Source organism: Pseudomonas sp. AC247 (assembly GCF_979258015.1).
In genome coordinates this window covers 3,189,014-3,215,272 of record NZ_OZ409829.1, presented here as the reverse complement: position 1 = coordinate 3,215,272, position 26,259 = coordinate 3,189,014, and the positions used below count along the sequence as shown (strand labels likewise).

Here is a 26,259-nt window from a genome sequence, read left to right as displayed (position 1 = left end):
CCCTTCGCTCGAACACCTTTACCGTGAGCCCCATGATCCTTCCCGAAATCCACGAATTCCTTGGCTGCCGCACGCCAGACGCCTGGGTCCAGGCCGCACTGGCCGATCAGGAAACCCTGCTGATCGACCACAAGAACTGCGAGTTCAAGGCTGCCAGCACCGCGCTGAGCCTGATAGCCAAGTACCATTCCCACGTCGACCTGATCAACATGATGTCGCGTCTGGCACGGGAAGAACTGGTACACCACGAACAGGTCATGCGCCTGATGAAGCGTCGCAAGATCGAACTGCGCCAGCTCCACGCCGGCCGATACGCGTCGAGCCTGCGCAAAGTGGTGCGCAGTCATGAACCGGTGAAACTGGTGGATACGCTGGTGGTGGGGGCGTTTATCGAAGCACGCAGTTGCGAGCGGTTCGAAGCGCTGGTGCCGCATCTGGACGAAGAACTCGGCAAGTTCTACTTTGGCCTGCTGAAAAGCGAGGCACGGCATTTTCAGGGATACCTGAAGCTGGCCTATCAGTACGGCGAGGCCAAGGACGTTGAGCAAGTGATCGTGCGGGTTCGTGCTGCCGAGCAAGAGCTGATTGAGTCGCCGGACGAAGAATTCCGGTTTCACAGTGGTGTGCCTGTCGCGGCATAGCCCTGTTCGAAAAACAACGTCAAAAGATCGCAGCCTTCGGCAGCTCCTACGGGGAAACGCATTCCAAATGTAGGAGCTGCCGAAGGCTGCGATCTTTTGCGTGTGATTGTTAAAAACTCTTAAGAGTATGAAACATCACCGATAACCGGCTTCCACCCACGAATGCCGCCATAATGTCGACCCTTTCACACATGGGTTGGCACACGGTCGTTATGGATAACCTGGGTTTTGGCAAAGTCCTGCTGGTGGAAGACGACGAGCGCCTCGCGGCGCTGATCGCGCACTTCCTCGAACAACATGGCTACGAAGTCCGCTCGGTGCATCGCGGCGATCTGGCCGTGGCCGCGTTTCTTGAATTCAAGCCGAAAGTGGTGGTGCTCGACCTGATGCTGCCGGGGCAGAGCGGTCTGCAGGTGTGCCGCGAGATTCGCAGCGTGTCGGACACGCCGATCGTGATTCTGACGGCCAAGGAAGACGACCTCGATCACATCCTCGGCCTGGAATCCGGTGCCGACGACTACGTGATCAAACCGATCAAGCCGCCGGTTCTGCTGGCCAGGTTGCGTGCCTTGCAGCGACGTCAGGTGCCGGACAGCAGCGTGGTCAGCGCCATGGAGTTCGGCCGGTTGAGCATCGACCGCAGTTGTCGCGAAGTGCGCCTGGCCGGCGAGATCATCGAAATGACCACCATGGAATTCGAGCTGCTCTGGTTGCTGGCCAGTGCCGCCGGCAAGATTCTTTCGCGCGATGACATCCTCAATCGCATGCGCGGCATTGCCTTCGATGGCCTTAACCGCAGCGTCGACGTGTACATCAGCAAGTTGCGCAACAAGCTCAAGGACAACCCCCGCGAACCGGTGTGCATCAAGACTGTGTGGGGCAAGGGGTATCTGTTCAATCCGTTCGCGTGGGAGCTGTAGATGCTGCGGTTATTTCTCGGGCTGTTTCTGGTCATGACGGTGGGGCTGGTGTTGGCGTTGCAGACGGTTGAACACACGTTCGATGCGCTGCTCGATTATCAGCAACGCGACTACAACCGTGAAGCCGTGCGCGGTCAGGCCTGGACGCTCACTCAGCAGTTACGTGAACTCGATGGCCCGGCCCGGGAAAACCAGCTGCAATCGATACGCCCGCACTACGGGCTGGGGCTGACGCTGGTCGATGCCGGCCAACTGAACCTGACCGACGAGGAAAAAACCGAGCTGGCCGATGGCTTGCTGGTCATCCGCGACAAATACAGCCAATACATTTCCGCGATCGATGGCGGCGCGCAGTTGCTGAGTATTCGCCTGCCCGCCGAACCGAGCCTGATGCCTTTCTACATCGTCGCGGCGTACCTGATGATTGCCGTGGTGATCGGTATCGTCCTGTTTTTCTGGGTGCGCCCGCACTGGCGTGACCTGGAAAAGCTGCGGCTGGCCGCCGAGCGTTTCGGCGGCAACGACTTGTCGTCGCGTATTCAATTGTCGAAACGCTCGAACATCCGCGATCTGGCGGAGCACTTCAACTTGATGGCCGCACGCATCGAGGGACTGATCGCCAATCAGCGCGAGCTGACCAACGCCGTGTCCCACGAATTGCGCACGCCGATTGCGCGGTTGTCATTCGAACTTGATCAACTCAAGCAACAACCGGACGCCAGCCAGAACCGCGAACTGATCGCCGACATGTACGCCGACCTCGGCGAGCTGGAGGAGATGGTTTCCGAACTGCTGACCTACGCCAGCCTTGAGCGCGGCGCGACGGTGATCAAACGCGAGAACATTCAGGCCGCCAACTGGCTCGACAGCGTCGTCGGCAGCGTGGCGCTGGAAGCGGAAGCGGCGGGGGTGCAGTTGCTGATTGGCGATTGCCGGCTCGACACCGTGCGCATCGAACCGCGGTTCATGGCGCGGGCGGTGATCAATCTGCTGCGCAACGCCATTCGTTATGCCGAGCAGCGAGTCGAAGTGACCCTGGTGCGCCACGGCGATTATTACGAAGTGCGCGTAAACGACGATGGCCCGGGCGTGCCGCTGGAAGGGCGGGAGAAGATTTTCGAGCCATTTTCTCGGCTGGATGCCAGCCGGGATCGGCGTACCGGCGGGTTTGGTTTGGGCCTGGCGCTGGTGCGGCGGGTGTCGCAGTCCCATGGCGGGCAGGTTGAAGTCGGCGAATCGGAGTGGGGCGGGGCGTCGTTTCGGATGAGCTGGGCGCATCTGGATTGAATGATGTTGCCCGTGCTGGCCCCATCGCCAGCAGGCTAGCTCCCACAGGGTTGGTCGGTGTTGCCACTGTATTGGCAACGCCGCAAGACCTTGTGGGAGCCTGGCTTGCCAGCGATGGGGCCGGTCCGCTCGGTATTTTGTGACTGCCCCACCGCCATCGCTGGCAAGCCAGCTCCCACAGGGTTGGTGGGTGTTGCCACTGTATCGGCAACGCCGCAAGACCTTGTGTGAGCCTGGCTTGCCAGCGATGAGGCCGGTCCGCTCGGTATTTTGTGACTGCCCCACCGCCATCGCTGGCAGGCTAGCTCCCACAGGGTTGGTCGGTGTTGCCACTGTATCGGCAACGCCGCAAGACCTTGTGGGAACCTGGCTTGCCAGCGATGAGGCCGGTCCGCTCGGTATTTTGTGACTGCCCCACCGCCATCGCTGGCAAGCCAGCTCCCACAGGGTTGGTCGGTGTTGCCACTGTATTGGCAACGCCGCAAGACCTTGTGGGAGCCTGGCTTGCCAGCGATGAGGCCGGCACAGGCAGCAAAAAATCAGCTGAAGATCAGAAATCCCACTTGGTCGTCAGCATCACATTGCGCGGCTCGCCGTAGAACGTCGTGTCGAAGTTGCCCAGCCCTGTCAGGTAGCGCTTGTCGAACACGTTGTTGGCGTTGACCGTAAAGCTCAGATGCTCGTTGTACTGATAGCGGCTCATCAGGTCGACAAGGGTGTAGCCACCTTGCTTGATGCGCGTGTAATCGCCGGCCGGCGCACTGTAGATCTTGCCGTAGAACGCGCTTTGCCAGCTCACACCGCCACCGACGGTGACTTTGTCGAGCACGCCGGGCAAACGGTAGGTGGTGAAAGTGCGCACCACGTGTTCCGGCTTGGTGGTCGACAGCGGATAACCGTAGATGCGCTGCTCGTCGGCATCGCGGCTGCGCGCGTAGGTGTAGCCGGCGGAGACGTTCCAGCCGTCGGCCAGTTCGCCGGCCAGTTCCAGTTCCACGCCTTTGGTGGTGGCGCCGTCGATGGCTTTGTAAATGCCTTCGTTGGTCACCGCATTGGTGCCGATCGACTCGGCAACGCCGTCCTGTTCGATGCGGAAGAACGCCAGGCTGGCGTTCAGGCGACCGTCGAAGTACGCGGCTTTAAGGCCGGCCTCATAGCTGTCGCCCTCGACCGGCGCGAGGGTCGAACCGTTGCTGTCCTTATAGGTTTGCGGTTGGTAGATGCTGGTGTAACTGGCGTACAGCGAGTAGGTGTCATCGAGGTCATAAACCACCCCGGCGTAGGGCGTGACCACGCCGTGTTCCTTGTAGCTGGCGTGGGTGTCGTCGAGCCCGGCGCCCGGGTTGTAGCCGTAGTCTTCGTTGTATTTGAAGGTGCTCAAGCGGCTGCCGAGAATCACCGACAAATCATCGGTCGGGTTCAGGCGCGTGGCCAGGTAAATGCCGTTCTGGCTCTGTGTGCGCTCGTACTTGCCGTTCTTCGGGAAATCCTGTTTTGGCAGATCGCCGCGCCAGTCATAGATGCTCCCCGGTACTTGCGAAAAGGCGCTGGTGTCGTAGGTCGAACCGGTCTGGCGCGAGTGCGCGGTCATCACGCCGGCCACCAGTTCATGTTCGCGACCGCCGAGGGAGAATGGACCGGAGACGTTGACGTCAGCCGTGTTCTGCACGCGATGGCCTTCCCAGCGGCCCCAGTACAGGAACATCCCTTCACCCGTGGCGCGATCCGGGTTGCCGCCGCTCGCCGACGCCAGGCGAGTGTCGTGGTCGGTGGTTTTCTGGTCGACGCTGACCTTGAATTTCCAGTCATTGGCCAGCGCCTGTTCGAGCGAGGCGAAGTAGGTGATGTTGTCGAAATCGCGACGGCTCCAGTCGGCACCGGAGTTGAAGTGGCGCGCAAAGTCTGTGCGACCACCGTCGCTGAAGTACACCGGGTTGCCGGTCCAGGAGGTGCCGCGTGGGGTGGTGCTGGACTTGTCGATGCCGAAGGTCAGCAGGGTATCGTCGGTCAGGTCGGCTTCGAGGATGCCGTAGAACAGGTCTTTCTTCTGGCTGTAGTGATCGAGGTAGGAATTCTTGTCCGAGTAAGCGCCGACGAAACGCCCGCGCACATTGCCCGAATCGGTCAGCGAACCGGAGATGTCGCCGACAGTGCGGTAGGCATCCCACGAGCCGACGGTGCCGCTGATCGAGGCCTTGAATTGCTTGGTCGGCTTCTTGCGGATCAGGTTGACCGTGGCGGACGGGTCGCCATTACCGGTCATCAGCCCGGTCGCGCCCTTGATGATTTCGACGCGGTCGATGCTCGCGGCGTCGTCACCGTTGTTCGGGTTCTCGCCGTAAACACCGTCATACGGGATGTTGATGCCGTCGTACTGGAAGTTGGTGATTGCCAGGCCCCGCGCGGAAAATTCGCTGCGGTCGCTGTCGTATTTCTGCGTCGAAACACCGGGCGTGTTGCGCAGCGCATCGCCGACGCTTTGCACGCCGCGATCGTCCATTTGCTGGCGGGTTATCACGGTGACCGATTGCGGCGTTTCGCGAATCGACAACGGCAGGCCGGTGGCCGAGGACATGCTGCCAGTGGTGTAGGCGTGAGTGTCTTCGGTGGTGGCGCCGAGGCCTTCGGCAGAAATATTGGTGGCGCCCAGTTGCAGGGCGGCGGTTTCAGCGGCTTGGGCATTAAGGCTCAGCAGCGCCAGCGCCAACGGGCACAAGGCAAAACGAAAACGGACGTACGGCATGGAGATCCCTTTGCATCAAATCGATCGGTCGTTGAAGTGCTTCTGAGGGTTAACCGAACGAAAAACACAAAAGGGAACTGCCCAAGCAAAAATCCCCACATTCCTCCCTGTAGGAGCTGCCGCAGGCTGCGATCTCTTGATGTTGGTTTTTAAAAAAAGATCAACAGATCGCAGCCTTCGGCAGCTCCTACATTGGGGTGTTTATCAGGTGCTGATGCCGAGGCGTTCGTGCCACTGGGCGAGGGATTCTTCGGGGTAGACGTCGAATTGTTTGTCCTTGGCTTGGGCGTCGACTTCCACCCACGGTGCCTTCGAGCCGAGCATCAGGTGCGTGTGCTCCGGTGGCACGGGCAGCGGCGTATCGATTGCGCTGGCAAACGGGTGGATCAGCTCCGGCCACTGCGGGCTGAACAGCCACAGACCGCTGCCGCACAATGAGCAGAAATGCCGTTCGGCGCTGCTGCGATGGGCACGCTTGTCACCTTCGTCTTTCATCTTCGCGTGGTAGATGGCGATGTTTTTGCGGCCGTGAACCTTGAGCGTGGTCGCGTCACCGCCCAGGTTGATCGCGTAGCCGCCACCGCCCTGGGTCTTGCGGCAGATCGAGCAGTAGCAACGTTGATAAGGGTAGGGATGGGCGCTGGTGAGACTGAAGGTGACAGCGCCGCAGTGGCAGGAGCCTTTTAAATGCATGACGGGGGCCTCCGGTTGGCTGGGATGGGTTCGGTTCAGCCTAGAAGATGTGCGGTGAATGTGTTGCCGCCATCGCGAGCAGGCTCACTCCTACAATTTGAAATGCATTCCCCTGTAGGAGTGAGCCTGCTCGCGATAAACGATAACGCGGTTGCACTGGACGCCCACTCTTCCCCAAGTCAGCATGTTCCCCTAAAAACAGGGATCAAAAACCCATGCGACGACTTCCCTCACTGGCCGCCCTGCGCACTTTCGAATGCGCCGCCCGTCATGCGCATTTCGGCCGGGCCGCCGCTGAACTGTGCGTCACCGACAGCGCCGTCAGCCACCAGATCCGCCAGCTCGAAGAACAGCTCGGCGTCTCGCTGTTCATCCGCGAAGGCCGGCAGATTCGCCCGACCATCGCCGCCGGGCGCCTGATGCAGAGTCTGCAGCAAGCCTTCGAACTGATCGGCGATGCCTGCGATGAACTGCGCGATCCGTCCTCGCTGGCGGTATTGCGCCTGGCCGTCACCGCTGAGCTGGCGCAGAAATGGCTGATGAGTCGTCTCAGCGATTTCTACGCGCGCTACCCGCACATCACCTTGCACCTCTACGAACAACCGATCGACGCCAGCGCCCCCGGCGAAGACATCGACCTGGCGATCACCTACGGCACCGGCCCGGCCGACAGCAGCGCTTATTTCGTGCGGCCCTTGCCGGCGCTGCAGTTCTTCCCGGTGTGCAGCCCCGGCCTGTTCAACCAGGGCACATTGAAATCCCCGAAGGATCTGGCCCGCCACTGCGTGCTGCACGACGACCAGGACGGCAAGACCTGGACCGCCTGGCTGACCAGTCACGCCGGCGATCAACGCCCGCAGCGTCAGTTGTATTTCGCCCATGCAGGTCTGGCGCTGGAAGCGGCGGCGCAAGGGCAGGGCGTGGCAATGGGCGACAACCTCACCGCGCAGGAGGACTTGCAGAGCGGTCGGTTGGTGCGGCCGTTCCCCTGGAGCATGACCGCGCTCGGCCAATACGCGCTGGTGTGTGAGCGCGTGCGGATGGAGCGTCCGGCGGTGGCGCAGATGCTTGAGTGGTTCAACGATCAGCTGGCTGATTGATGAGTTGAATTCAACTGTTCCGCAATATTCATCGTTGGCGAGCCCGCCGCCAACGCCCGTACCTTGTGGTCATTCCCATCGCGAAGACGAGGTTTGACCATGGCACGTTTGCTCGACTCCACCCCTAAACACGACGGCTTCCGTCTGCCCGGCGAATTCGAAAGCAAGTCCGGCTGCTGGCTCGGCTGGCCGGAACGCACCGACGTCTGGCGCAACGGCGCCAAGCCGGCGCAGAAAGTCTGGGTGCAGATTGTCACCGCCATCTCCCACAGCGAACCGGTCACCGTCTGCGCCTCTGCCGCGCAATTCGCCACCGCTCGCCGCCAGTTGCCACCGCAAGTGCGCGTCGTGGAAATGACCTGCAACGACACTTGGTTCCGCGACAGCGGCCCGTGCTTCGTGGTCAACGACCAGAGCGGCGAAGTGCGCGGCGTCGATTTCGAGTTCAACGCCTATGGCGGCCTCGACGGCGGTCTCTACTACCCCTGGGACAAGGACGACCAGATTGCCAGCAAGATCCTCGAAATCGAGCGCTTCGACCGCTACCGCGCACCGTTGATTGCCGAGCTTGGCGGCATTCAGAGCGACGGTCAGGGCAGCATCCTCACCACCGAACAATGCCTGCTCAACCGCAACCGCAACCAGCACCTGGGCAAGGACGAAGTCACCCGGCGGCTCACCGATTATCTCGGCGCCGAACAAGTCATCTGGCTGCCGCGCGGCTGCAAGTTCGATGAAACCGATGGCCACGTCGACGACCTCGCCTGTTTCGTCCGTCCCGGCGAAGTGGTGCTGCAATGGACCGACAACCGCGACGATCCACAGTGGGAAATCTATCAAGAGGCCTACGACATTTTGCGCAGCACCCGCGACAGCCGTGGGCGCGAGTTGACTGTGCATAAACTGCCGCAACCGGACGTGCTCGAATGGACCGCCGAGGAAGCCGAAGGCCTCGACCAGCAGGACAGCACCCACACCCGTCAGGCCGGCACGAAAATCTGCGCGTCGTACATCAACTACTACGCCGGCAACAGCTCGATTGTGGTGCCGCTGTTTGGCGATCGTCAGGATCGGGTAGCCCTGGCGACGCTGGCCGAACTGTTCCCGCAACACAAGATCGTCGGCATCGAAAACTCCCGGGAAATTCTCCTCGGCGGCGGCAACGTCGCGTGCATCACCATGCCGCAATACGCCGGCACGCCTGTCCACAAGAAGGGAGCCTGACCATGCGCCTGCACAAACTGACTCAAGCGTTATTGCTGGTGCTTGCACCCTTGTGTGTGCAGGCCGCCGACACCGCCAAACCGGTGGTCAACTTGTACATCTGGGGCGAGTACCTGGCCCCGGATACCTTGAAAAACTTCGAGGCGAAAACCGGCATTCATGTGGTTGCCGATCATTTCGATTCACTGGAAACCGTCGAGACCAAACTGCTCACCGGGCGCAGTGGCTACGACCTGGTGCTGACCGCAGGCCAGCACCTGTCACGGGCCATCGAAAGCGGCGCGATTCAGCCGCTGGACAAGGCGCGGGTGCCGCACTTTACCGGCGTCGGTGAGGAATTCCGTCAGCACATGGCGGTGTTCGATCCGGGCAATCGTTACGCCGGGATCTACGCGTGGGGCACCACGGGCGTGGGCTATCAGGAAGAGGCTGTCAAAAAGCGTTTGCCCGATGCGCCAAAGGACAGCTGGGCGATGTTGTTCGATCCAGCGGTGGTGTCGAAATTCGCTGATTGCGGGGTGAGCCTGCTCAATGATCCGAACGAAGTATTCGCGGCGGTTATGAAGTACATGGGCCTGGACATCAACCGGCAAAACCTCGACGACCTGAAACTCGCCGAGCAGCAACTGGCGAAAATCCGTCCGTACATTCGCTACTTCGACAATGACCTGAACATCAGCGATCTGGCCAACGGCAATACCTGCGTGGCGATGTCGTGGAACGGCAACGTGGCGATTGCGGCGGGGCAGGCGGAGGCGGCGAACAAGCCGTTCAAACTCAGTTACCGGATTCCGAAAGAGGGCACGTTGATCTGGTTTGACGCGATGGTCCTTCCCAAGGACGCCCCGCACCCGCAGGCCGGGCTGGCGCTGATGGATTACTTGATGACGGCGGAAGTCATGGCGCCGATCACCGACACCATTCACTACGCCAACGCGATCACGGCGGCGGACGGTCTGGTCGATGCGGCGATCCGCAATGATCCGGGCACCTACCCCTCGGCCGACGTCAGGGCCACGCTGTACAGCAAAAACGACAACGGCAAAGCCTTCAATCGCGCGCTGATCCGCGCCTTCAGCCGCCTCAAATCCGGTCTCTAAGCCCCATTCCACCCGTAGGAGCTGCCGCAGGCTGCGATCTTTTGATCTTGTTCTAAAAATCAAAAATCAAAAGATCGCAGCCTGCGGCAGCTCCTACATGTTTGGGTTTTCAGCACAGGTGAATCGGTGCCATCTGACCCACCCCTGAACTCTGTAGGAGTGAGCCTGCTCGCGATGGCGGTGGTTCAGTCGATGGGGATGTTGACTGGACTGGCCTCATCGCGAGCAGGCTCACTCCTACAGGGTTCGGTGTAGCAAAAAACCTGTGGGAGCTGGCTTGCCAGCGATGAACGATAACGCGGTCTACACCTTGGCAACGCGCCAAAGGTACCAGGCGGCGACGGTTCTGAACGGGCTCCACTTCAACCCGATCTCGATCATCTGCTTGCGCGTCGGCTGCACCTCCAGCCCCTTCAGCCGCCGATAACCCTCACGCACACCAAAGTCATCGGCCGGCAGGATATCCATGCGCTCCAGGCTGTAAATCAGCAGCATCTCCACCGTCCAGCGGCCGACCCCGCGGAGGCTGATCAAGCGTTCGATCAGCACTTCATCGTCCATCGCCAATGCCGTGGCGTAATCCGGCACCACGCCGTCGAGCGTTGCCTGGGCGATCCCTTGAATCGTGGCAATCTTGCCTGCTGAAAACCCGCAACTGCGCATTCGTTCAAAGTCGGTCGCGAGGATTTGTTCCGGCCGTGGAAATGACTGCGACGGAAACAGCCCCACCAAGCGCCCGACAATCGCATCCCCGGCCTTGGCATGCAGCTGCTGATAGGCAATCGCCCGTACCAGCGACTCGTACGGATCGCGCGCCGGGTGCGGTTGATGCAGGCACGGGCCGACAGCGGCAATGTGCCGCTGCCAGTCGGAGTCGAGGCTGGCGAGGTATGCGCTGGCCGCTTGATAGGCGTCGGGCATGCTATTTCAGCAAGCCGTTGACTTCGCCGTAAGTGAAGGCCTTGAGGTCATGGGTATCGAGTTTGCCGCTGGCGAGGAAGCTTTTCACCAGCCCGCCCATCGCGCCGTAGAGGAACTCGGCGATGCCGGAGCCGGCGCTCAGGCGGCGCACACCCAAGGCTTGCAGTTCGGCGGGCGAGGGCAGGCAGGCGAAGCCGAGCACGTTGACCGGCAGCGTCGTGCCTTTGCAGATCGCTTCGATTTCGTAGCCCGAGGTGACCCCGGCGGCGAACAAGCCATCGGCACCGGCGGCCTGATACAGCGCGGCACGGCGAAGGGTTTCGGCGACGCGGTCTTCAGCCGGCACCAGGCTTTTCAGATAGACATCGGTGCGCGCGTTGATGAACAGTTTGACCGCGCGTTTGTCGGCGACTTGCCGCGCCACTTCGATCTTGCGCGCGAGCAGCTCCGGCGTTTGCGCGCCGTCTTCGATATTGACGCCGACCGCGCCCGCGGCAATGACCGCATCGAGCACTTCGGCGACCCGCCCGAGGTCATCGGAATAACCGGCCTCGACGTCGACGGTCAGCGGCACGCTGATGACTCGGGCGATGGATTCCACCGTCGACACCAGCCGTTCGAGGGGCAGCGTGTTGCCGTCCGGGTAACCGTGGGCCCAGGCCACGGCCGCGCTGCTGGTGGCGACGGCCTGACCACCGAGCTGTTCGACCAGTCGCGCGCCAGTGGCGTCGGCGACGTTGGTCAGGATCAACAGGCCTTGCTGGTGCAACTGGTGAAAGCGAGTGTCGAGCGTGCTCATCGAAATTCCTTGTTGTTGATGGGGCAAAAATCGTCAGAAAGCCAATGGTTGAGTGAGCTGCAGTGCGGCGTTTTCCAGCCTCAGCAAGAATGCCTTGCGCGGTTGTCCTCCACCATAGCCGGTCAGCGAGCCGTCCGCGCCAATCACCCGATGACACGGCACGACAATCGACAGCCGATTGTGCCCGTTGGCCAGCCCGACCGCCCGACTCGCGCCGGGTTTGCCCAACGCCGCCGCGATGGCGCCGTAAGTGCTGGTGTGACCGTAAGGGATTTGCAGCAGCGCTGCCCAGACCTGCCGGGAAAATTCGCTGCCGGGCAAATGCAACGGCACCGTGAATACGTTCAGCGTGCCGGCGAAGTAGGCCGTCAGTTCCTCTTCGATTTGCTGCAGGTGTGCGTTATGCCCCGGCGCGACCGCGTAGCCATAGCGGCTCTGCAATGCTTCAACTTCGCCGGTCAGCGCCGGCCGATCAAGAAACTCCAGCAACACCAATCCACGGCGTTCGGCCATGGCGATCATCGGCCCCAGCGGCGTGGTCAGCCGGGTGAACAGCAGCGGCTCGCTCTGTTCGGCGCGGCCCGGTGTGATGTGGAACGACTTCTGAAAGGCGTCACGAAAACCGCTGAGCGACTCATACCCCGAGTCGAATGCGGCATGATCAATCGAGGTGCCTTGCTTGATCCCGCCCAGCGCCATGCCCAACCGCCGGGTACGTAGCCAGGCGTGGAAAGTCATGCCGAAATGCTGCTTGAACCAACGCCGCAGCTTCAGGGGCTCGATGCCTGCGGCGAGCAGTTGTGCATCGCTCCAGCGCAGCTCCGGGTCGGCGTCCACAGCGTTGAGCAGGCGCTGCACCCAATCCGGGGCGATCGCCGCAGCGTCCAGTGGCTTGCAGCGCAGGCAGGCGCGATAACCGGCGGTCAGGCATTCATCGGCGTGCGCGAAGAACTCGACGTTCTCCGGTTTCGGTTTGCGCGCCGTGCAACTGGGGCGGCAGAAGATCCCGGTGGTTTTCACGGCCGTGAAGAACACGCCTTCATAGGCAGTGTCGCGTTCGAGCATGGCGCGAACCATCTCGGCGTGGGGCGGCAGGACAGCGGTCTGTATGTTCATGGCATGACTGTAAAAGCAGATTCTCGATGGCTCCACCGAAAAATCGACAGTGAATTTCCATTACCCCTGAACTACCGTGTAGGAGCTGCCGAAGGCTGCGATCTTTTGATCTTGTTTGTATAAATCAAAGTCAAAAGATCCCAGCCTTCGGCAGCTCCTACAGAGATTGTGAGGTATCGGGTTTATGCATCCGTTTTCCATTCAGCGTATTGATCACATTGTCCTGCGCGTGCAAGACCTGCAGCGCAGCATCGACTTCTACGGCCAGGTGTTCGGCGCCGAGGTGGTCAGGCGCAACGAACCGCTGGGGTTGATCCATCTGCGCGCGGGCAGCTCGATGATCGATCTCGTCGACCTGCAAGGCGAACTCGGCCGCAAGGGCGGCGGGGCGGCCGGTGCCGAGCGGCGCAACGTCGATCACTTCTGCCTGCGCATCGAGCCCTTCGATGAAGCGCTGCTGAGCGCACATTTGCAGTCTTTTGGTCTGAGCGTTGCCAAAGCCGAGTCGCGCTTCGGCGCCGAGGGCAAGGGTTTGTCCCTCTATTGCTTCGACCCGGACGGCAATCAGGTCGAACTCAAAGGGCCGTCCGAGGCGTAGACCTCAGGCGCGTTTGGCCATCAACAATACCGAAGCCGCCGCCGACAGCAGCCCCGCGCAGCAACGATTGAATATCCGTTTGCCGCGCGGCTCGGCGAACCAGCGGCGCATGTGCAGGCCCATCCACGCATAAGCGCTGATGGCGATCCATTCCAGCAGCAGGAACAGCACACCCAGTACGGCGAATTGTGCCGGCACCGGGTGGGCCGGATCGACGAACTGCGGCAGAAAAGCGGTGAACAGCAGAATCGCTTTCGGATTGCCGGCCGCGACCAGAAATTCCTGTCGCGCCAGGGCGAAGAAGCCAACGGTTGCACCCGCCACGTGCTCCTCGGCTTGCGGATTGGCCCGCCACAACTGCCAAGCCAGATACAGCAGGTACGCCGCGCCAATGATCTTGATCGCATGGAACAGCCATTCCGACGTCTGCAACACCACCGACAGACCGGCGCCGGCCAGCGCGATCATCCCGGCAAACGCCAGAATACGCCCGATGCCCGCCGTGCAGGCGCGGCGAAAACCGTAGCGGGTAGCGTTGCTCACCGACAGCAGGTTATTCGGGCCGGGGGCCATGTTCAGGGCAAAGCAGGCCGGGAGAAACAGGGAAAGGGTGGCGAGATCCATGACGGCACTCCAGAAACGAGAAGGCCATTTTTATCACAGCCCACGCGCCGCCAGACCCATACAGTCAGGCCCGGCTGTCGCGGTACAGCGCCCGGCCGTGCAGGACAACCCCGTCGAACTTTTTGCGGACGGCGCAACTCTGAAACAGTCAGAGGGCGATGGTTTCGTCAGAAAAAGTTATCCGCACGGTCAGAAACAGCGATTGCCGTGTAACATTTGCCCCCTGTTTCTGCTCCCTGTTTCAAACATCCCGCACGGCCCCAGGCGGCCCCACCAAGAGCGATCTACATGCAAGCAAAGGCCCGTGAAGTTTATGTGCCACCGGTGCTGCAAGATCTGCGGGCCGGCACTGCCGAACTGCACATCGCACTGGAAAAACGCCTTCCATTTTTCTCCGATACTCTCGATACCCCAGCTTTTGTGCAGTTGATGCAGGCTTATTACGGCTTCTATCTACCGCTGGAAGACGCGCTGCTGAGCAGCGGTGCAATTCCCACTGATTTTGATCTGACGCCACGACTCAAGGCGCCAACCTTGCGCGCCGACCTGCATGCCCTGGGCGTGAGCAGCGAGGCGCTGGCACGTCTGCCACAGTGTGAAGACTTGCCCCTGATCAATTCAGCGGCTTGCTGCCTCGGCATACTGTATGTGCTCGAAGGTGCGACGCTGGGCGGGCAGATCCTGCGCCGGGAAATCGCCAGCCGACTCGGCCTGGAAGCCGACAATGGCGCGGCGTTTCTCGATATCTATGGCGCCGCCACTGGCCGCCGCTGGCGCGATTTCATTGAATACCTGAGCCGTCGACCGATGGATGCGGACGAGCGCAAGGCCGTGGTTGCGGCCGCACACACCACATTCAGCTGTTTCGAGCGCTGGCTCGAACGCCGGGAGGTACTGGCATGACCCCGCAAGACCAACAAGCCTTTGAAGAACTGCTGGCCAACTGTGCCGACGAGCCGATTCGCTTCCCCGGCGCGATCCAGCCCCACGGTTTGCTGCTGACCCTGAACGAACCTGCGCTGGAGATCGTTCAGGTCAGCGCCAACGTTGCAACCCTGTTGGACCGTGAGCCGCTCGGCCTGATCGGCCAGCCACTGGCGCAACTGATCGGCGACGCCGAGGCCGCGCAAGTGCGCGAAGCCTTGCTGCAGCCGGCATTGTCCGACACGCCGCCGCTGCACTTTCGCCTCAATGGCACGGCGTTCGATGGCTTGTTGCACCGGCATCAGGGCGTGCTGATCCTGGAACTGGAAATCCACGTCGAAAACTTCCAGCCACGCAATGTCGCCGGCAACCAGACCCATCTGGGGCGCATGCTCCAGCGTCTGCACGCGGCCACGTCGTTGCAGGCGCTGTACGACATCAGCGTCAAGGAAATCCAGGCCATGACCGGTTACGACCGGGTGCTGATTTACCGCTTCGAAGAGGAAGGGCACGGCCAGGTGATCGCCGAAGCGTCCGACCCGTCGATGGAAGTGTTCAATGGTCTGTTCTTCCCGGCCTCGGACATTCCCGAGCAGGCCCGCGAGTTGTATCGGACCAATTGGCTGCGGATCATCCCCAATGCCGATTACCAACCGGTGCCGTTGCTGCCGAAGCTGCGCCCGGACACCGACACGCCGCTGGATTTGAGTTTTGCCACCCTGCGCAGCGTGTCGCCGATCCATTGCCAGTACATGAAAAACATGGGCGTGCTGTCGTCGATGAGTATCTCGCTGCTCAAGGGCGACAAGCTTTGGGGCCTGATCAGTTGCGGCAACCGTCAGCCCCTGCACGTGCCGCATGAACTGCGCGCGGCGTGCCAGACCATCGGCCAGGTGCTGTCGCTGCAGATCAGCGCGATGGAAGCGCTGGAGATCAGCCGTCAGCGTGAAGCAAAAGTCGCGGCGCTGGCCTTGCTCAATCAGGCGATGATCGATTCGCCACAAAACGTTTTCGATGGCCTGGCCAACCAGCCGCAAGTGCTCATGGCGCTGAACAATGCCGGCGGTATCGCGATCATTGAAGACAATCAATTGCACCGTTACGGCAATTGCCCGGAGCCTGCGCAGATCCGCGCCCTGCACAAATGGCTGCAGGACAGCGGCGAGCCGGTGTTCGCCAGCCATAATCTGGCCAGTGTGTATCCGCCGGCTGCGGAGTATCAGCAAGTGGCCAGCGGCGTGCTTGCCATGAGCCTGCCGAAACCGGTCGACAACGGCGTGCTGTGGTTCCGTCCCGAGGTCAAAGAGAACATCAACTGGAGCGGTGATCCGCGCAAGCCACTGGACCTGGAAAATTCCGACGCCGGTTTGCGCCTGCGCCCGCGCACCTCGTTTGAAATCTGGAAAGTCGAGATGGCCGGGATCTCCACCAAGTGGAGCCACGGCGATCTGTTTGCCGCCAACGATCTGCGTCGCTCGGCGCTGGAAAACGATCTGGCGCGCCAGGTGCGCCGCGAACAGGAAGCCGTGCGCGCCCGCGATGAACTGGTGGCGGTGGTCTCGCACGACCTGCGCAACCCGATGACAGTGATCTCGATGCTCTGCGGCATGATGCAGAAGGCGTTCAGCTCCGACGGCCCACACACCTCGCGCCGCATCTCCACCGCAATCGACACCATGCAGCAGGCGGCCGGGCGCATGAATACGTTGCTCGAAGACTTGCTCGACACCTCGAAGATTGACGCTGGGCGCTACTCCATCACCCCGCAGAAACTCGACGTCGGGCAGATGTTCGAGGAAGCGCAGGCGCTGCTCGCACCGCTGGCGCTGGACAAGGACATCAGCATTTCCTTTGCTGCTGATCCCGATTTGCGCATTCACGCCGATCCGGAGCGGCTGTTTCAAGTGCTGTCGAATCTGGTCGGCAACGCGATCAAGTTCACCCCGCGTCTGGGCACCGTCGGCGTGCATGCCAAATCAGTCGGCGATGAAATCGTCTTCACCGTGCGTGACAGCGGCGAAGGCATCCCCAAAGAGCACCTGCCGCACGTGTTCGACCGTTACTGGACGGTAAAGGAAGGCAACCCGAACGGTACGGGCCTCGGTTTGTACATCACCCAAGGCATCGTCGAAGCCCACGGCGGCCGGATCGTCGCCGAGAGTGAGCCGGGGCAGGGCAGCGAATTCCGCTTCACCGTGCCACGCCTCGATTGACCCCCTGTAGGAGCTGCCGCAGGCTGCGATTTGTTGATGTGATCGTTCCCCCGCTCCGCGTGGGAATGCCTCAACGTACGCTCTGCGTTCGGCTCTGGAAGGGACGCGGAGCGTTCCGGGCTACATTCCCACGCAGAGCGTGGGAACGATCAGGATCACAGGGGCATTTTCTTTTGATCGTTCCCACGCTCCGCGTGGGAATGCCTCAACGGACGCTCTGCGTTCGGCTCTGGAAGGGACGCGGAGCGTCCCGGGCTACATTCCCACGCAGAGCGTGGGAACGATCAGATCACAGGGGCATTTTCTTCAATACCGGGGATTGGGCGCTCGATACCGTGAGCACCTTGTTCCTCGATTTGAAGCAGGTGTGCGATGAGTCTGATTGTTTCGATGGCGGCGTTTGCGTTGGCGGCGTCGATCACGCCGGGACCGGTGAATATCGTGGCATTGAGTTCGGGGGCGCAGTTCGGCTTCCGCGCCAGCCAGCGGCATGTCGCCGGGGCAACATTGGGGTTTGTGTTGTTGCTGGTGTTGATGGGCCTGGGCCTGCACGAGGTTCTGCAGCTGTGGCCGTTCATGACGCGAGTGGTGCAACTGGCCGGGGTGGCGTTTCTGCTGTTCATGGCCTGGAAACTCGCCAGCGACGACGGGCAGTTGAACGCAAAGGATGCCGCGCGTGCGCCGTCGATGCTGTATGGCGCAGTGATGCAGTGGCTCAACCCCAAGGCCTGGCTTGCCTGCGTGGCAGGAATGGGCGCGTTCGTGGCGGATGGCGAGGCGCATCTGGTCTGGCAGTTTGCGGCGGTGTATCTGGTGATTTGCTATGTGTCGGTCGGCTGTTGGGTGTATGCCGGGACATTCCTGCGCGGCTATTTGAGCAATGCGGCAGGCATGCGCTGGTTCAATCGAAGCATGGCGTTGTTGTTGGCGCTGAGCGCAATCTACTTTTTGTTCACTTGACCCTGTTGGAGCGAGCCTGCTCGCGAATGCTGTGGTCAGTCACTGGATATGTCGACTGAACCACCGCTTTCGCGAGCAGGCTCGCTTCCACAAGGGGAAGTGTTCAATTTCAGGTGAAATGTCAGCCGCGATATTGGCCGGGGGTTGCGGCCAGGTGTTGCTTGAACGCCCGTTGGAAATGCGCCTGATCGGCAAACCCGGCCTCCAGCGCCACATCGGCAATCAGTTGTCCGCTGCGCAATCGCTCGCGAGCGAACTGGATGCGCTGATTGACCAGAAACGCATGCGGGGTCATGCCGTAATGCTGTTTGAAGGCGCGGATCAGATACGACGGTGACAGCTGCGCTGCCGCGCAGATGTCATCGAGGCTGAGCAGGTCGGTGCAATGTTCGCGGATGAACTCCGCGGCGCGTTCCAGCTTGAAGTTCGGCTCGCGCAACGCTTGCCCGGCAGGATTCAGGCGCAGTTGCAGATCGCTGAAAAACTCCACCGCCGTGCTCTGCTTACGCAGCACATCCTGCTGCTCGTCGACCAGCACTTGGTAAAGCGCGATCAACTCGCGAAACAGCTCGGCATCGTGCAAGTGCGTGGCCGAGAACCGTCGGAATTCCACATCCTCGGCAAAGCCCAACTGATGCTGCAAATCCGTCAGCCACGGCGTCTCGACATACAACATCACGTACGACCACGGCTGATTATCGATGGGGTTGCAGGCGTGCACATCGCCAGGATTCATCAACACCACCGTGCCCGCCGCCACCTCGAATTGCGCCTGCTCATGCACGTAAGTACTGCGCCCGGCGGTGATCGCACCGATCGAGAAGTGCGCGTGGGAATGCCGGGCGTAACAGACTTCGCGGCCATCGGCGATGGCCCGCGCTTCGATGAAGGGCAGGGCGTCGTCGCGCCAGAAGCGCGGGGCTTTTTCAGGGTTTTTGGCGGCAGCGTGTTTCATTGTGATTATTCCCGGCAGGCCAGTGCCCGAGTGTATTAGCTCTGGCCGGCAAAGGCCCGTTCCAGTTCGGCGATGTCGAGTTTTTTCATTTTGAACATGGCCTGCATTGCCCGTTGCGACTTGCTGGTGTCGGCATCCAGCATCATCTGCATGAACGCCACCGGTACGATCTGCCACGACACACCGAACTTGTCCTTGAGCCAGCCGCATTGCTGGGCTTCGACCGGGCCACCCTCGGACAGGTTGCCCCAGAAGTGGTCGACTTCTTCCTGATTCTGGCAATTGACTTGAAACGAGATCGCCTCGCTGAACTTGAACATCGGCCCACCGTTGAGCCCGGTGAAGGTCTGGCCGTCGAGTTCGAAACTGACGGTCATCACCGCACCTTCCGGCTTGCCGTGAAATTCCTGACCGACCTTGCTGTAGTGGGTCAGGCCGGTGATTTTCGCGTGATCGAAGATCGAGCAGTAGAACTTCGCCGCCGCTTCGGCCTGATCGTCGAACCACAGGCAGGGCGTGAGTTTTTGAAAGCGTTGCATGGCAGTCATCCTCGGCAGGTTAGACACGCTGGACTATCAGCGTAGACAGTCCTTGGTCGACTGGCAGCGCCGTAGATCGACAAGTGCGCGGCCCTTCGATTGTCGATAGACTTGCCGCCCCGATTTTGCCGCAAGGACGCTTCGCATCATGGTTGCCCCACGTTCACTGTTTTTCGCCTGCCTGTTCGCCACGGCCTCGGCCAGCGCTGCGCCGTTGAGCTGCCAGCTGCAGGACCCGGCGCAGAAATACCTCATCGACGTGCGTGTCGAGCAACCACCGGTAGCAAGCTTCGATCCGGTGGCGGCACACATCGTCCTGCGCGATAAAACCAGCGGGGCGGTGCTGCAAACCCTCGAAACTGCCGACGCTGCCGAGCTGCTGAAGACTGACGGCACAGGGCCAAGCCTGCGCTGCGACAACCAGCAACTGTTGGTGTTTGGCGACTTCAATTTCGATGGTCAGCAGGATGTGGCCGTGCGCAACGGCAATGACGGTGGCTACGCTGCCGCTTCCTACGATATCTACCTGTTCGATGCGGCGAATCCGGTGTTGATTGCGAACAAGGCATTCTCTGCGCTGACCCGCGAGCCGAACCTGGGCATGTTTGAGGTCGACAGTGCAGGCAAGCGTCTGATTACGCGTTCGAAAAGCGGCTGCTGCTGGCGGCAGCAGGCGAGTTGGGAGATTCAGGACAAGCTACCGGTGCGTGTAGCGGAGACCATCGAGGTGGCGCAGGCGCCTTCCGAAGGCAGTCCGTTTATGCCTAAGGGCTACACCGAAATCACCCAACGGGATTTGAAGGGCGGTCAGTGGGTCGAGCAACGTCGTCTCGAAGGGCCGATTGGAGAGGCGCCGGTGATGTTGCGGGGGAAGCTGGACGAGAAGATCGCTTTCCAATTGTGGTGGCAGTTGCAGGGCGGCGTTTATGTCGGCGAAGTGCGCTATGTCAGCGGCAGCGGCGTGCCCATTCGCTTGGTCGGCGAACCTTACGACGATGGCGGCATTGCCTTGCATGAAATCAGTGACGAGGGCGCGATCACGGGTAACTGGTTCATTGCCGGTGAGCCCGATGAACAAGGTTTTCAGGGCGGGACGTGGCACAGCGGCACCAAGTCGTATGTTATTCAAGCGCGGCCGACAGCGTTTCATGTTGCGCCGCAAAAATTCGCCGCTGTTGCGGCCAGCCAGCGCGAAGGGCGCTACGTGATGGTGACCGACGATGGGCGCTCCGCGTGGTTGACGTTGAAAATCAGCAAAGATGCGCAGGGCAGCGAGATAGCCTCGGTGCAAATGGCGGTCACGCAGCCAGGCAAACCCGCCAATCAAGTGGTTGAACAATGGCCTTTGCAAGCGGGCAATCTGATCATTGGCCAAAAGGAAGTCGCCGAGCCGCTCTATCGCGTGCGTTTGCTCGATGGTGTTGTCCGTGTGGAAGCTTTCGGTGAGTACGGCGATTTTCGCGGCACTTACCTGAAGCAACCGTAAATCGGCGGCAACCTCAGAAATCCCAGCGCGCAGTCAGTTGCAGGCTGCGCGGTTCGCCATAGAACCCGGTGCCGAAATTGCCGAGCCCGGTGTAGTAGGTCTTGTCGAAGAGGTTTTTGACATTGAGCGTGGTGCTCAGGTGGTCGTTGAAGCGGTAGCGTGCCATGGCATCGACCAGGTAATAACTGTCCTGAGTGATGCGTACGTTCTGGCCTGCTGTGGGCTGGAACACGTTGCCGAAGAACTCACTCTGCCAACTGACGCCGCCGCCCAGGGTCAGATTCTGCCAGGCGCCGGGCAGGCGATAGCTGCTGAACAGTCGCACCAACTGCTCCGGCGCGGTGGTTTGCAGGATTGAGGCATACACCGGGTCGCCCTTGGCATCGCGGGTGTGGTTGTAGGCATAGCCGGCGGAGAGGTTCCAGCCCTCAGCGATTTCGCCGGCCACTTCGAACTCGAAACCTTTGGTCGTTGCACCCTGCACGGCGCGATACACCGCCTGATTGTCGAAGCCGCTGACCTGCTCGGCGACGTTGTCCTGTTCGATGCGGAACACGGCAAAACTGGCGTTGAGCCGGCCCTCGAAGTATTCGGCTTTTATCCCCGCTTCATAGCTGTCGCCTTGCACCGGGTCGAGCACCTGGCGTGAGGCGTCCTTGCTCAGTTGCGGCTGATAAATGCGTGTGTAGCTGGTGTACAGCGAGTACGTGTCGTCGAGGTCGTAGACCGCGCCGGCGTAGGGTGTGACCACGCCGGTCTGGCGATAGCCGTCGCGGACATTGGCGGTGTTCGGGTCGCGATAGTCGAGGTGGTCGCTGGCGCTGAAATCACTGACACGTGCGCCGAGAATCAGCGCCAGATCGTCGCTGGCCTTCAAGCGCGTCGAGGCGTACGCGCCGGTCTGGCGTTGGCTGATGGCGTCGGTGCCGATCTGCGGGATGTCGGGTTTGGCGAACGCGCCGTGCCAGGCGAAAATGCTGGCGCCCAGCGCCGGATAAACCGAACCGTACACCGGGTTGTCCTGGCGGGTGTTCATCGACATGAAACCGACGATCAACTGATGCTCGCGACCGAACAGGCTGAACGGTCCGCCGAGGTTGAGATCGACATTGTCCTGCACCTCGTCGCCCTTGAATTTGCCCATGTACAGGAACATGCCGTCGCCGGTCAGCGGGTCCGGATTGCCGCCGCTGGCGGAGCCGAGCAGGGTGTCGTGCTCACGGTGTTTGCGGTCGTAGCTAAGCTTCAGCGTCCAGTCGTTTTGCAGTTGCCGGGTGAGGGCGGCGAACAGCGTCTGGTTGCTGAAATCCCTGCGGCTCCAGTCGGTGGCCGGGTTGAACGAACGCGAGAAATTCGTCCGCGTACCGTCGCTGTAGAACATCGGGAAACCGGTCCAACTGGCGCCGCGTGAACGGGTGTTCTGCTGATCGAAACCAAGGGTCAGCAGGGTGTCCGGGGTCAGGTCGGCTTCGACAATGGCGTAGGCGATGTCCTTGCTGTTCTGGTAATGATCGGCGTGGGCGCTGCGTTGCTGATGGACACCGACAAAGCGTGCGCGCAGATTGCCGCTCGCGGTTAATGGGCCGGAGATGTCGGCCTCACTGCGGTAGTTGTCCCACGAGCCGACGCTGCCGCTCAGGGATGCCTTGAACGCTGGGGTTGGACGTTTACGGATCAGGTTGACCGTGGCAGAGGGATCGCCTGAACCGGTCATCAGGCCAGTGGCACCCTTGATGATTTCGACCCGGTCGAACGTCGCCATGTCGGTGCTGGTGGTGCCGTAATCGTAGACGCCGTCGTAGTCGGTATTGACCCCGTCGTACTGGAAATTGGTGATCGGCGCGCCACGGCTGGAAAACTCCCAACGCTCACTGTCGTAGTTCTGCACACTGATGCCCGGCGCGCGGCGCAGCACGTCGGCGATGCCGGTGGCGCCTTGATCGTCAAGTTGCTGGCGAGTGATCACGCTGATCGATTGCGGGGTTTCGCGCAGGGACAGTGCCAGGCCGGTGGCGGAAAAGGTCTGGCCGGTGGTGTAGGCGTGGGTGTCTTCGCTGATGGCGCCGAGGGTTTTGCCGTTGATGGTGGTAGCGTCCAGTTGCAGCGGTTCTGCAGTGGCTGCGCTGCGCAAGACATAACCGCCGCCGCGTTGTTGCTGGGCTTGCAGGCCGCTGTCCTTGAGAAGAATTTGCAGCGCTTGTTGCGCGGTGTAGTCGCCGTTCAGGCCCGGGCTGCGCTTGTCGGCGGCGAGGTCGTTGTGGCCGGCGATGAACACGCCGCTCTGTTGTGCGAAGCGGTTAAGCGCTGAAACCAGTGAGCCGGCCGCGACTGAATAATGCTGCTTCTGCGCCTCTGCCCACGCACTCGACGCGCACAGCCCCGGCACGGCAGACGCCAAAGCCAGGGCGAAACGAGTACGGGCGAGGGTGAAGCGCAACATGGAGTTCCCGGGGGCGATCAACGAAGTGAGGGTTGCTGGGGGTTAACCGAATGAAAAAGCCAAAAGGGAACCACGTGGTGAAAAAAGTCCTCAGGCTTTCGGCCCGATGCTGACCCACCAGTTGAAGGTCTTGTCGACACGGATCGGCAGCGCCGCTTCCAGCAGGCGCAAGGCTTGATCGGTATCCGTGAGCGGGAATGAACCCATCACCGGCAGCGCCGCCACGGCCGGATCGCAATGCAGATGCCCCGGTCGATAGCGGCTGAGCGCGTCGATCAGTTCGCCCAGCGGCGTGTTGTCGGCCAGCAACAGGCCTCGGTGCCAGGCTTCGCGGGAGGGATCAGCGGCTGTCGCGGTGTTCAATCGGCCCGTGCTGAAGGCCATTTGCTGACCGCTCTGGACCACCTCGGTTTCACCTTGGCGGTTGTGCACTTCGACCGCGCCTTCGTAGACATTGAGCACGGTGTTGCGCTCGTTCTGCTGCACGCTGAAACGCGTCCCCAGCGCGCGCAATCGACCATGTTCGGTCTCCACCCAAAAGGCCCGGCCGAGGTCTTTGGCCGTGTCGATCAACACTTCGCCGGCGCGTAATTGCAGCAGTCGCTGATGGGCGTCGAAACGAATATTCAGTGCACTCAACGCGTTGAGCCAGACCCGGCTGCCATCGCTCAATGTGGCTTCGCGGGTTTCGCCGGTGCCCGTCGAGAGGTCGGCCGTCAAGCGATCGACCGAATCCATCAGCGGCGTATTGCGCCCGACAGCCCAGCCCGCCAGGCCGGTCGCGGCAATAACCAGCAAGCCCTTGAGCGACTGGCGGCGGCTGATCGCGTGGCGTGCGTTATTACGCAGGGCGTGGCTGCTGGCCTCGTTTTCGCTCTGCAACGGCGCAAAGCGCTGGCCAACGCGTTCGACATAACGCCAGGCTGCCTGATGCTCCGGGCTTTGTGCGAGCCAGGCCTGCCAACGCAGACGCTCAGGCTCGGCGACCTGTTCGTCATGCAATTGCACGTACCAGTTCGCCGCCTGTTCGAGGGAGGCATGGCTGAGCGTGTTCAGCGGATTATTCAATGAGCAGACCGTCGAGTTCGGCTTCGAGGATCGCGCAGTGCATCATCGCCTGCGCCAGATACTTCTTGATCATCCGCTCGCTGACGCCAATCTGGTCGGCAATCAGTTTGTAAGGCATGCCATGCAGTTGCGCGAGGATAAATGCCTCGCTGACTCGCGGCGGCAAGCGCTGGAGCATGGCGTCTACTTCGTGCAGGGTTTCAACGATGATCGCTTGCTGCTCGGGCGAGGGTTGCAAGGCTGGCGGACGGCTGGCGAGGGTGTCGAGCCAAGTCTGTTCCAGTTGCCGACGGCGCCAGTGATCGACGCACAAACCGCGGGCGATGGTCGCCAGATGCGAGCGCTCGTGGACTTCGCCATTGAAGGTTTGCGGGCGCTTGAGCACGCGGATGAAGGTGTCGTGGGCGAGGTCGGCGGCATCCATTGCGTTGCTCAGGCGTCGACGCAACAGCTCGTGCAGCCAGCGGTGATGGCTGAGGTAGAGATTCTGCACAAGTGAGGTGTCGGCGACCGTCATCAGAGCAAGCGTCCAGAACGACCGTGATCGGTCTAAATAGGAATGGGTCGCGATTAAAGCAAAAGGCTGGATGGTGTGCAAATGATATTGGTTTGCTTTTAGGCAGTGGGGTTCTGGTTTTTTTGCGGATGTAGTCGTAATGACTCTTGCTGGAGTCAAATTGACTTTTGGTTACCCGTGTCAAATTGACTCTCGTCGGCTCAGGTGCTTGATTCTATTGGGCTAAAAAACTGGCACGAGACTTGAAATACATAACGTACCCACCGAACGGATCAGGAGTACGCCGCCATGCTCACCTTCTTCGAAAGCCCGCTGCATGTTCTGCACCTGTCGAGCAAAGTCCTCGCTGCCGGCCTGATCATGCTGCTGGCCGGCATCTACGGCGCCTACCTCTACAACGGCCCCATGCCGATTGCCCTGCTGGTGGCGATGCATGCGCTGACCATCCTCGGCCCGACCCTGATCAAGATCGGCTACGTCATGCGCCTGCTGGCGCAATACCGCCTGCGCGGGCCACGACTGGTCCCGCAAGCTGCCTGACTCCCACAGGTTTATGGGGTGCCCACAAATCCCGATGACAACTGAAATCACTGTGGGAGCTGGCTTGCCAGCGATGAGGCCGTTCCCTTCAAGATCAATGTTGCCTGACCCGACGCCATCGCTGGCAAGCCAGCTCCCACAATGATTGGGGGTGTTTTCGAATGTCAGCGTCGCTCAGCGACGATCAGTAGCGCCTGCGGCACCGGGCTTTGTGGGTGTTGGGGTTCCTGCAGGCTGATCAGGCGGAAGCCGGCCATGTCCAGCGCATTGAACCAGCTCGACAACGTGCGGAAATACCACGGCATCGGCTGCCACTGGCCTTTGAACCCGACGAATGATTCTTCGCGCCAACCATCCTGATAATCGCCTGCCGCTGCTGCCCATGGATGCAATGTCTGAATCACCAGCGCACCACCGGGAACCAGCAGCACATTCATCGCGGCCAGTAGAGGAATAATGTCCTGATGCAGCAGCGAGAAATTCGCGCAGATCAAATCGAAGTCACAACCGATATCGACCTTGGCTTCGACCAGCGCGTCGTAGTCGGCGACATGCACCGTCGAAGATCCGCCCAGACGCGCCGCTTCAACCAGCGTCGCATCACCGTCCACGCCCACCGCAGCGATGCCCAGGTCCGCCAGCGCCCGCAACAACCAGCCTTCGCCGCAACCCAGATCAAGCACATGCTCCGGCTGGCGGCCCATGATCGCCAGCAGAATCGCCTGATTGGTCACCTGTTGACGGCTTTCGATGCCGCCGCTGCGGATCACTTCGATCCAGGCATCGGCGTTGTCGTGCCAGCTCTGCAAAAGGCTGGATTCGGGGGAGGGCATGGCGGTTTCCCGACGATT

General features: G+C 61.1%; 24 protein-coding genes. 12 read left to right on the top strand and 12 right to left on the bottom strand.

Features of this window, described 5'->3' with window-relative positions; genetic code table 11:
• Window positions 1–32 precede the first annotated feature (32 nt).
• From ACZZ0B_RS14525 to ACZZ0B_RS14515, 3 genes are all read left to right on the top strand, one after another.
• Window positions 33–641, top strand: coding sequence for a MiaE family protein (locus tag ACZZ0B_RS14525; RefSeq protein WP_008084220.1), 609 nt, complete (start codon window positions 33–35; stop codon window positions 639–641).
• Between the two features lie 212 nt (window positions 642–853).
• Complete coding sequence (locus ACZZ0B_RS14520; RefSeq protein WP_122660760.1) at window positions 854–1,561, top strand: response regulator; 708 nt, start codon at window positions 854–856, stop codon at window positions 1,559–1,561.
• Window positions 1,562–2,848: an ATP-binding protein gene (locus tag ACZZ0B_RS14515; RefSeq protein ID WP_463545570.1), complete on the top strand. Its 1,287-nt coding sequence runs from the start codon at window positions 1,562–1,564 to the stop codon at window positions 2,846–2,848.
• A gap of 550 nt (window positions 2,849–3,398) precedes the next feature.
• On the opposite strand, the gene ACZZ0B_RS14510 is transcribed toward ACZZ0B_RS14515, so the two are convergent.
• A complete protein-coding gene (locus tag ACZZ0B_RS14510) occupies window positions 3,399–5,591 on the bottom strand; it encodes a TonB-dependent siderophore receptor (protein WP_463545569.1) in 2,193 nt (730 codons plus the stop codon).
• Between the two features lie 204 nt (window positions 5,592–5,795).
• On the bottom strand, window positions 5,796–6,284 hold the full coding sequence (locus ACZZ0B_RS14505; protein ID WP_463545568.1) for a GFA family protein: 489 nt from the start codon (window positions 6,282–6,284) through the stop codon (window positions 5,796–5,798).
• A gap of 215 nt (window positions 6,285–6,499) precedes the next feature.
• On the opposite strand from ACZZ0B_RS14505, the gene ACZZ0B_RS14500 reads away from it, so the two are divergent.
• The 3 genes from ACZZ0B_RS14500 to ACZZ0B_RS14490 all read left to right on the top strand — a co-directional run bounded on the left by ACZZ0B_RS14500 (window position 6,500) and on the right by ACZZ0B_RS14490 (window position 9,708).
• On the top strand, window positions 6,500–7,384 hold the full coding sequence (locus ACZZ0B_RS14500; protein ID WP_463545567.1) for a LysR substrate-binding domain-containing protein: 885 nt from the start codon (window positions 6,500–6,502) through the stop codon (window positions 7,382–7,384).
• 99 nt (window positions 7,385–7,483) lie between these two features.
• Window positions 7,484–8,608, top strand: coding sequence for an agmatine deiminase (gene aguA, locus ACZZ0B_RS14495; RefSeq protein WP_463545566.1), 1,125 nt, complete (start codon window positions 7,484–7,486; stop codon window positions 8,606–8,608).
• Window positions 8,609–8,610: 2 nt separating this feature from the next.
• A complete protein-coding gene (locus ACZZ0B_RS14490) occupies window positions 8,611–9,708 on the top strand; it encodes an extracellular solute-binding protein (RefSeq protein ID WP_463545565.1) in 1,098 nt (365 codons plus the stop codon).
• Between the two features lie 303 nt (window positions 9,709–10,011).
• Here the strand turns inward: ACZZ0B_RS14490 and ACZZ0B_RS14485 are convergent, their stop codons facing one another.
• From ACZZ0B_RS14485 to ACZZ0B_RS14475, 3 genes are read right to left on the bottom strand one after another with little or no spacing between them, the layout of a single operon-like run.
• Entirely contained in the window at window positions 10,012–10,629 is a 618-nt protein-coding gene (locus tag ACZZ0B_RS14485; protein ID WP_463545564.1) for a DNA-3-methyladenine glycosylase family protein, read from the bottom strand.
• Between the two features lies 1 nt (window position 10,630).
• A complete protein-coding gene (locus ACZZ0B_RS14480; RefSeq protein WP_463545563.1) occupies window positions 10,631–11,428 on the bottom strand; it encodes an isocitrate lyase/PEP mutase family protein in 798 nt (265 codons plus the stop codon).
• Window positions 11,429–11,461: 33 nt separating this feature from the next.
• The gene (locus ACZZ0B_RS14475) at window positions 11,462–12,544 is read right to left on the bottom strand and encodes a bifunctional transcriptional activator/DNA repair enzyme AdaA (RefSeq protein ID WP_463545562.1); all 1,083 of its coding nucleotides are present in this window, start codon (window positions 12,542–12,544) and stop codon (window positions 11,462–11,464) included.
• Between the two features lie 184 nt (window positions 12,545–12,728).
• Here ACZZ0B_RS14475 and ACZZ0B_RS14470 point away from each other — a divergent pair, with 184 nt between their 5' ends.
• Window positions 12,729–13,142, top strand: a complete 414-nt coding sequence (locus tag ACZZ0B_RS14470) for a VOC family protein (RefSeq protein WP_008088990.1) — start codon at window positions 12,729–12,731, stop codon at window positions 13,140–13,142.
• Between the two features lie 3 nt (window positions 13,143–13,145).
• Here ACZZ0B_RS14470 and ACZZ0B_RS14465 read toward each other — a convergent pair whose 3' ends face one another.
• Window positions 13,146–13,766 carry a LysE family translocator gene (locus ACZZ0B_RS14465; RefSeq protein WP_463545561.1) on the bottom strand — a complete coding sequence of 207 codons (621 nt, stop codon included), beginning with the start codon at window positions 13,764–13,766 and terminating at the stop codon, window positions 13,146–13,148.
• Between the two features lie 288 nt (window positions 13,767–14,054).
• Between ACZZ0B_RS14465 and ACZZ0B_RS14460 the strand changes: the two genes are divergently transcribed.
• From ACZZ0B_RS14460 to ACZZ0B_RS14450, 3 genes are all read left to right on the top strand, one after another.
• Window positions 14,055–14,669: a biliverdin-producing heme oxygenase gene (locus ACZZ0B_RS14460; RefSeq protein WP_440096188.1), complete on the top strand. Its 615-nt coding sequence runs from the start codon at window positions 14,055–14,057 to the stop codon at window positions 14,667–14,669.
• Window positions 14,666–16,903 (top strand): ATP-binding protein, encoded by a 2,238-nt coding sequence (locus ACZZ0B_RS14455; protein WP_463545560.1) that lies wholly within the window; start codon window positions 14,666–14,668, stop codon window positions 16,901–16,903. The genes ACZZ0B_RS14460 and ACZZ0B_RS14455 overlap by 4 nt, the downstream gene beginning before the upstream one ends.
• 372 nt (window positions 16,904–17,275) lie before the next feature.
• Complete coding sequence (locus ACZZ0B_RS14450) at window positions 17,276–17,863, top strand: LysE family translocator (RefSeq protein WP_440096186.1); 588 nt, start codon at window positions 17,276–17,278, stop codon at window positions 17,861–17,863.
• A 121-nt stretch (window positions 17,864–17,984) separates the two neighbouring features.
• Here ACZZ0B_RS14450 and ACZZ0B_RS14445 read toward each other — a convergent pair whose 3' ends face one another.
• Both ACZZ0B_RS14445 and ACZZ0B_RS14440 read right to left on the bottom strand, forming a co-directional pair.
• On the bottom strand, window positions 17,985–18,818 hold the full coding sequence (locus tag ACZZ0B_RS14445) for a helix-turn-helix transcriptional regulator (RefSeq protein ID WP_463545559.1): 834 nt from the start codon (window positions 18,816–18,818) through the stop codon (window positions 17,985–17,987).
• A 35-nt stretch (window positions 18,819–18,853) separates the two neighbouring features.
• Window positions 18,854–19,357: a VOC family protein gene (locus ACZZ0B_RS14440; protein ID WP_008086693.1), complete on the bottom strand. Its 504-nt coding sequence runs from the start codon at window positions 19,355–19,357 to the stop codon at window positions 18,854–18,856.
• 148 nt (window positions 19,358–19,505) lie between these two features.
• Here ACZZ0B_RS14440 and ACZZ0B_RS14435 point away from each other — a divergent pair, with 148 nt between their 5' ends.
• A complete protein-coding gene (locus ACZZ0B_RS14435; RefSeq protein WP_463545558.1) occupies window positions 19,506–20,843 on the top strand; it encodes an XAC2610-related protein in 1,338 nt (445 codons plus the stop codon).
• Window positions 20,844–20,856: 13 nt separating this feature from the next.
• Here ACZZ0B_RS14435 and ACZZ0B_RS14430 read toward each other — a convergent pair whose 3' ends face one another.
• The 3 genes from ACZZ0B_RS14430 to ACZZ0B_RS14420 form a co-directional block, all read right to left on the bottom strand.
• Window positions 20,857–23,283, bottom strand: coding sequence for a TonB-dependent siderophore receptor (locus ACZZ0B_RS14430; RefSeq protein ID WP_463545557.1), 2,427 nt, complete (start codon window positions 23,281–23,283; stop codon window positions 20,857–20,859).
• Window positions 23,284–23,373: 90 nt separating this feature from the next.
• Entirely contained in the window at window positions 23,374–24,351 is a 978-nt protein-coding gene (locus tag ACZZ0B_RS14425; protein WP_440096182.1) for a FecR domain-containing protein, read from the bottom strand.
• On the bottom strand, window positions 24,344–24,868 hold the full coding sequence (locus ACZZ0B_RS14420) for a sigma-70 family RNA polymerase sigma factor (protein WP_008086700.1): 525 nt from the start codon (window positions 24,866–24,868) through the stop codon (window positions 24,344–24,346). Before ACZZ0B_RS14420 ends, ACZZ0B_RS14425 begins: the two co-directional genes overlap by 8 nt.
• A 288-nt stretch (window positions 24,869–25,156) precedes the next feature.
• Between ACZZ0B_RS14420 and ACZZ0B_RS14415 the strand changes: the two genes are divergently transcribed.
• A complete protein-coding gene (locus ACZZ0B_RS14415; RefSeq protein ID WP_440096181.1) occupies window positions 25,157–25,408 on the top strand; it encodes a transmembrane sensor/regulator PpyR in 252 nt (83 codons plus the stop codon).
• A gap of 164 nt (window positions 25,409–25,572) precedes the next feature.
• Here ACZZ0B_RS14415 and ACZZ0B_RS14410 read toward each other — a convergent pair whose 3' ends face one another.
• Window positions 25,573–26,241: a class I SAM-dependent methyltransferase gene (locus ACZZ0B_RS14410; RefSeq protein ID WP_008086703.1), complete on the bottom strand. Its 669-nt coding sequence runs from the start codon at window positions 26,239–26,241 to the stop codon at window positions 25,573–25,575.
• Window positions 26,242–26,259 lie beyond the last annotated feature (18 nt).

Coding starts and splice junctions, on each gene's coding strand:
- ACZZ0B_RS14475 (WP_463545562.1), bottom strand. CDS start 12,544: ATGAACATACAGACCGCTGTCCTGCCGCCCCACGCCGAGATGGTTCGC.
- ACZZ0B_RS14430 (WP_463545557.1), bottom strand. CDS start 23,283: ATGTTGCGCTTCACCCTCGCCCGTACTCGTTTCGCCCTGGCTTTGGCG.
- ACZZ0B_RS14450 (WP_440096186.1), top strand. CDS start 17,276: ATGAGTCTGATTGTTTCGATGGCGGCGTTTGCGTTGGCGGCGTCGATC.
- ACZZ0B_RS14410 (WP_008086703.1), bottom strand. CDS start 26,241: ATGCCCTCCCCCGAATCCAGCCTTTTGCAGAGCTGGCACGACAACGCC.
- ACZZ0B_RS14445 (WP_463545559.1), bottom strand. CDS start 18,818: ATGAAACACGCTGCCGCCAAAAACCCTGAAAAAGCCCCGCGCTTCTGG.
- ACZZ0B_RS14440 (WP_008086693.1), bottom strand. CDS start 19,357: ATGCAACGCTTTCAAAAACTCACGCCCTGCCTGTGGTTCGACGATCAG.
- ACZZ0B_RS14520 (WP_122660760.1), top strand. CDS start 854: ATGGATAACCTGGGTTTTGGCAAAGTCCTGCTGGTGGAAGACGACGAG.
- ACZZ0B_RS14465 (WP_463545561.1), bottom strand. CDS start 13,766: ATGGATCTCGCCACCCTTTCCCTGTTTCTCCCGGCCTGCTTTGCCCTG.
- ACZZ0B_RS14455 (WP_463545560.1), top strand. CDS start 14,666: ATGACCCCGCAAGACCAACAAGCCTTTGAAGAACTGCTGGCCAACTGT.
- ACZZ0B_RS14420 (WP_008086700.1), bottom strand. CDS start 24,868: ATGACGGTCGCCGACACCTCACTTGTGCAGAATCTCTACCTCAGCCAT.
- ACZZ0B_RS14490 (WP_463545565.1), top strand. CDS start 8,611: ATGCGCCTGCACAAACTGACTCAAGCGTTATTGCTGGTGCTTGCACCC.
- ACZZ0B_RS14515 (WP_463545570.1), top strand. CDS start 1,562: ATGCTGCGGTTATTTCTCGGGCTGTTTCTGGTCATGACGGTGGGGCTG.
- ACZZ0B_RS14480 (WP_463545563.1), bottom strand. CDS start 11,428: ATGAGCACGCTCGACACTCGCTTTCACCAGTTGCACCAGCAAGGCCTG.
- ACZZ0B_RS14435 (WP_463545558.1), top strand. CDS start 19,506: ATGGTTGCCCCACGTTCACTGTTTTTCGCCTGCCTGTTCGCCACGGCC.
- ACZZ0B_RS14500 (WP_463545567.1), top strand. CDS start 6,500: ATGCGACGACTTCCCTCACTGGCCGCCCTGCGCACTTTCGAATGCGCC.
- ACZZ0B_RS14460 (WP_440096188.1), top strand. CDS start 14,055: ATGCAAGCAAAGGCCCGTGAAGTTTATGTGCCACCGGTGCTGCAAGAT.
- ACZZ0B_RS14510 (WP_463545569.1), bottom strand. CDS start 5,591: ATGCCGTACGTCCGTTTTCGTTTTGCCTTGTGCCCGTTGGCGCTGGCG.
- ACZZ0B_RS14485 (WP_463545564.1), bottom strand. CDS start 10,629: ATGCCCGACGCCTATCAAGCGGCCAGCGCATACCTCGCCAGCCTCGAC.
- ACZZ0B_RS14505 (WP_463545568.1), bottom strand. CDS start 6,284: ATGCATTTAAAAGGCTCCTGCCACTGCGGCGCTGTCACCTTCAGTCTC.
- ACZZ0B_RS14415 (WP_440096181.1), top strand. CDS start 25,157: ATGCTCACCTTCTTCGAAAGCCCGCTGCATGTTCTGCACCTGTCGAGC.
- aguA (WP_463545566.1), top strand. CDS start 7,484: ATGGCACGTTTGCTCGACTCCACCCCTAAACACGACGGCTTCCGTCTG.
- ACZZ0B_RS14470 (WP_008088990.1), top strand. CDS start 12,729: ATGCATCCGTTTTCCATTCAGCGTATTGATCACATTGTCCTGCGCGTG.
- ACZZ0B_RS14525 (WP_008084220.1), top strand. CDS start 33: ATGATCCTTCCCGAAATCCACGAATTCCTTGGCTGCCGCACGCCAGAC.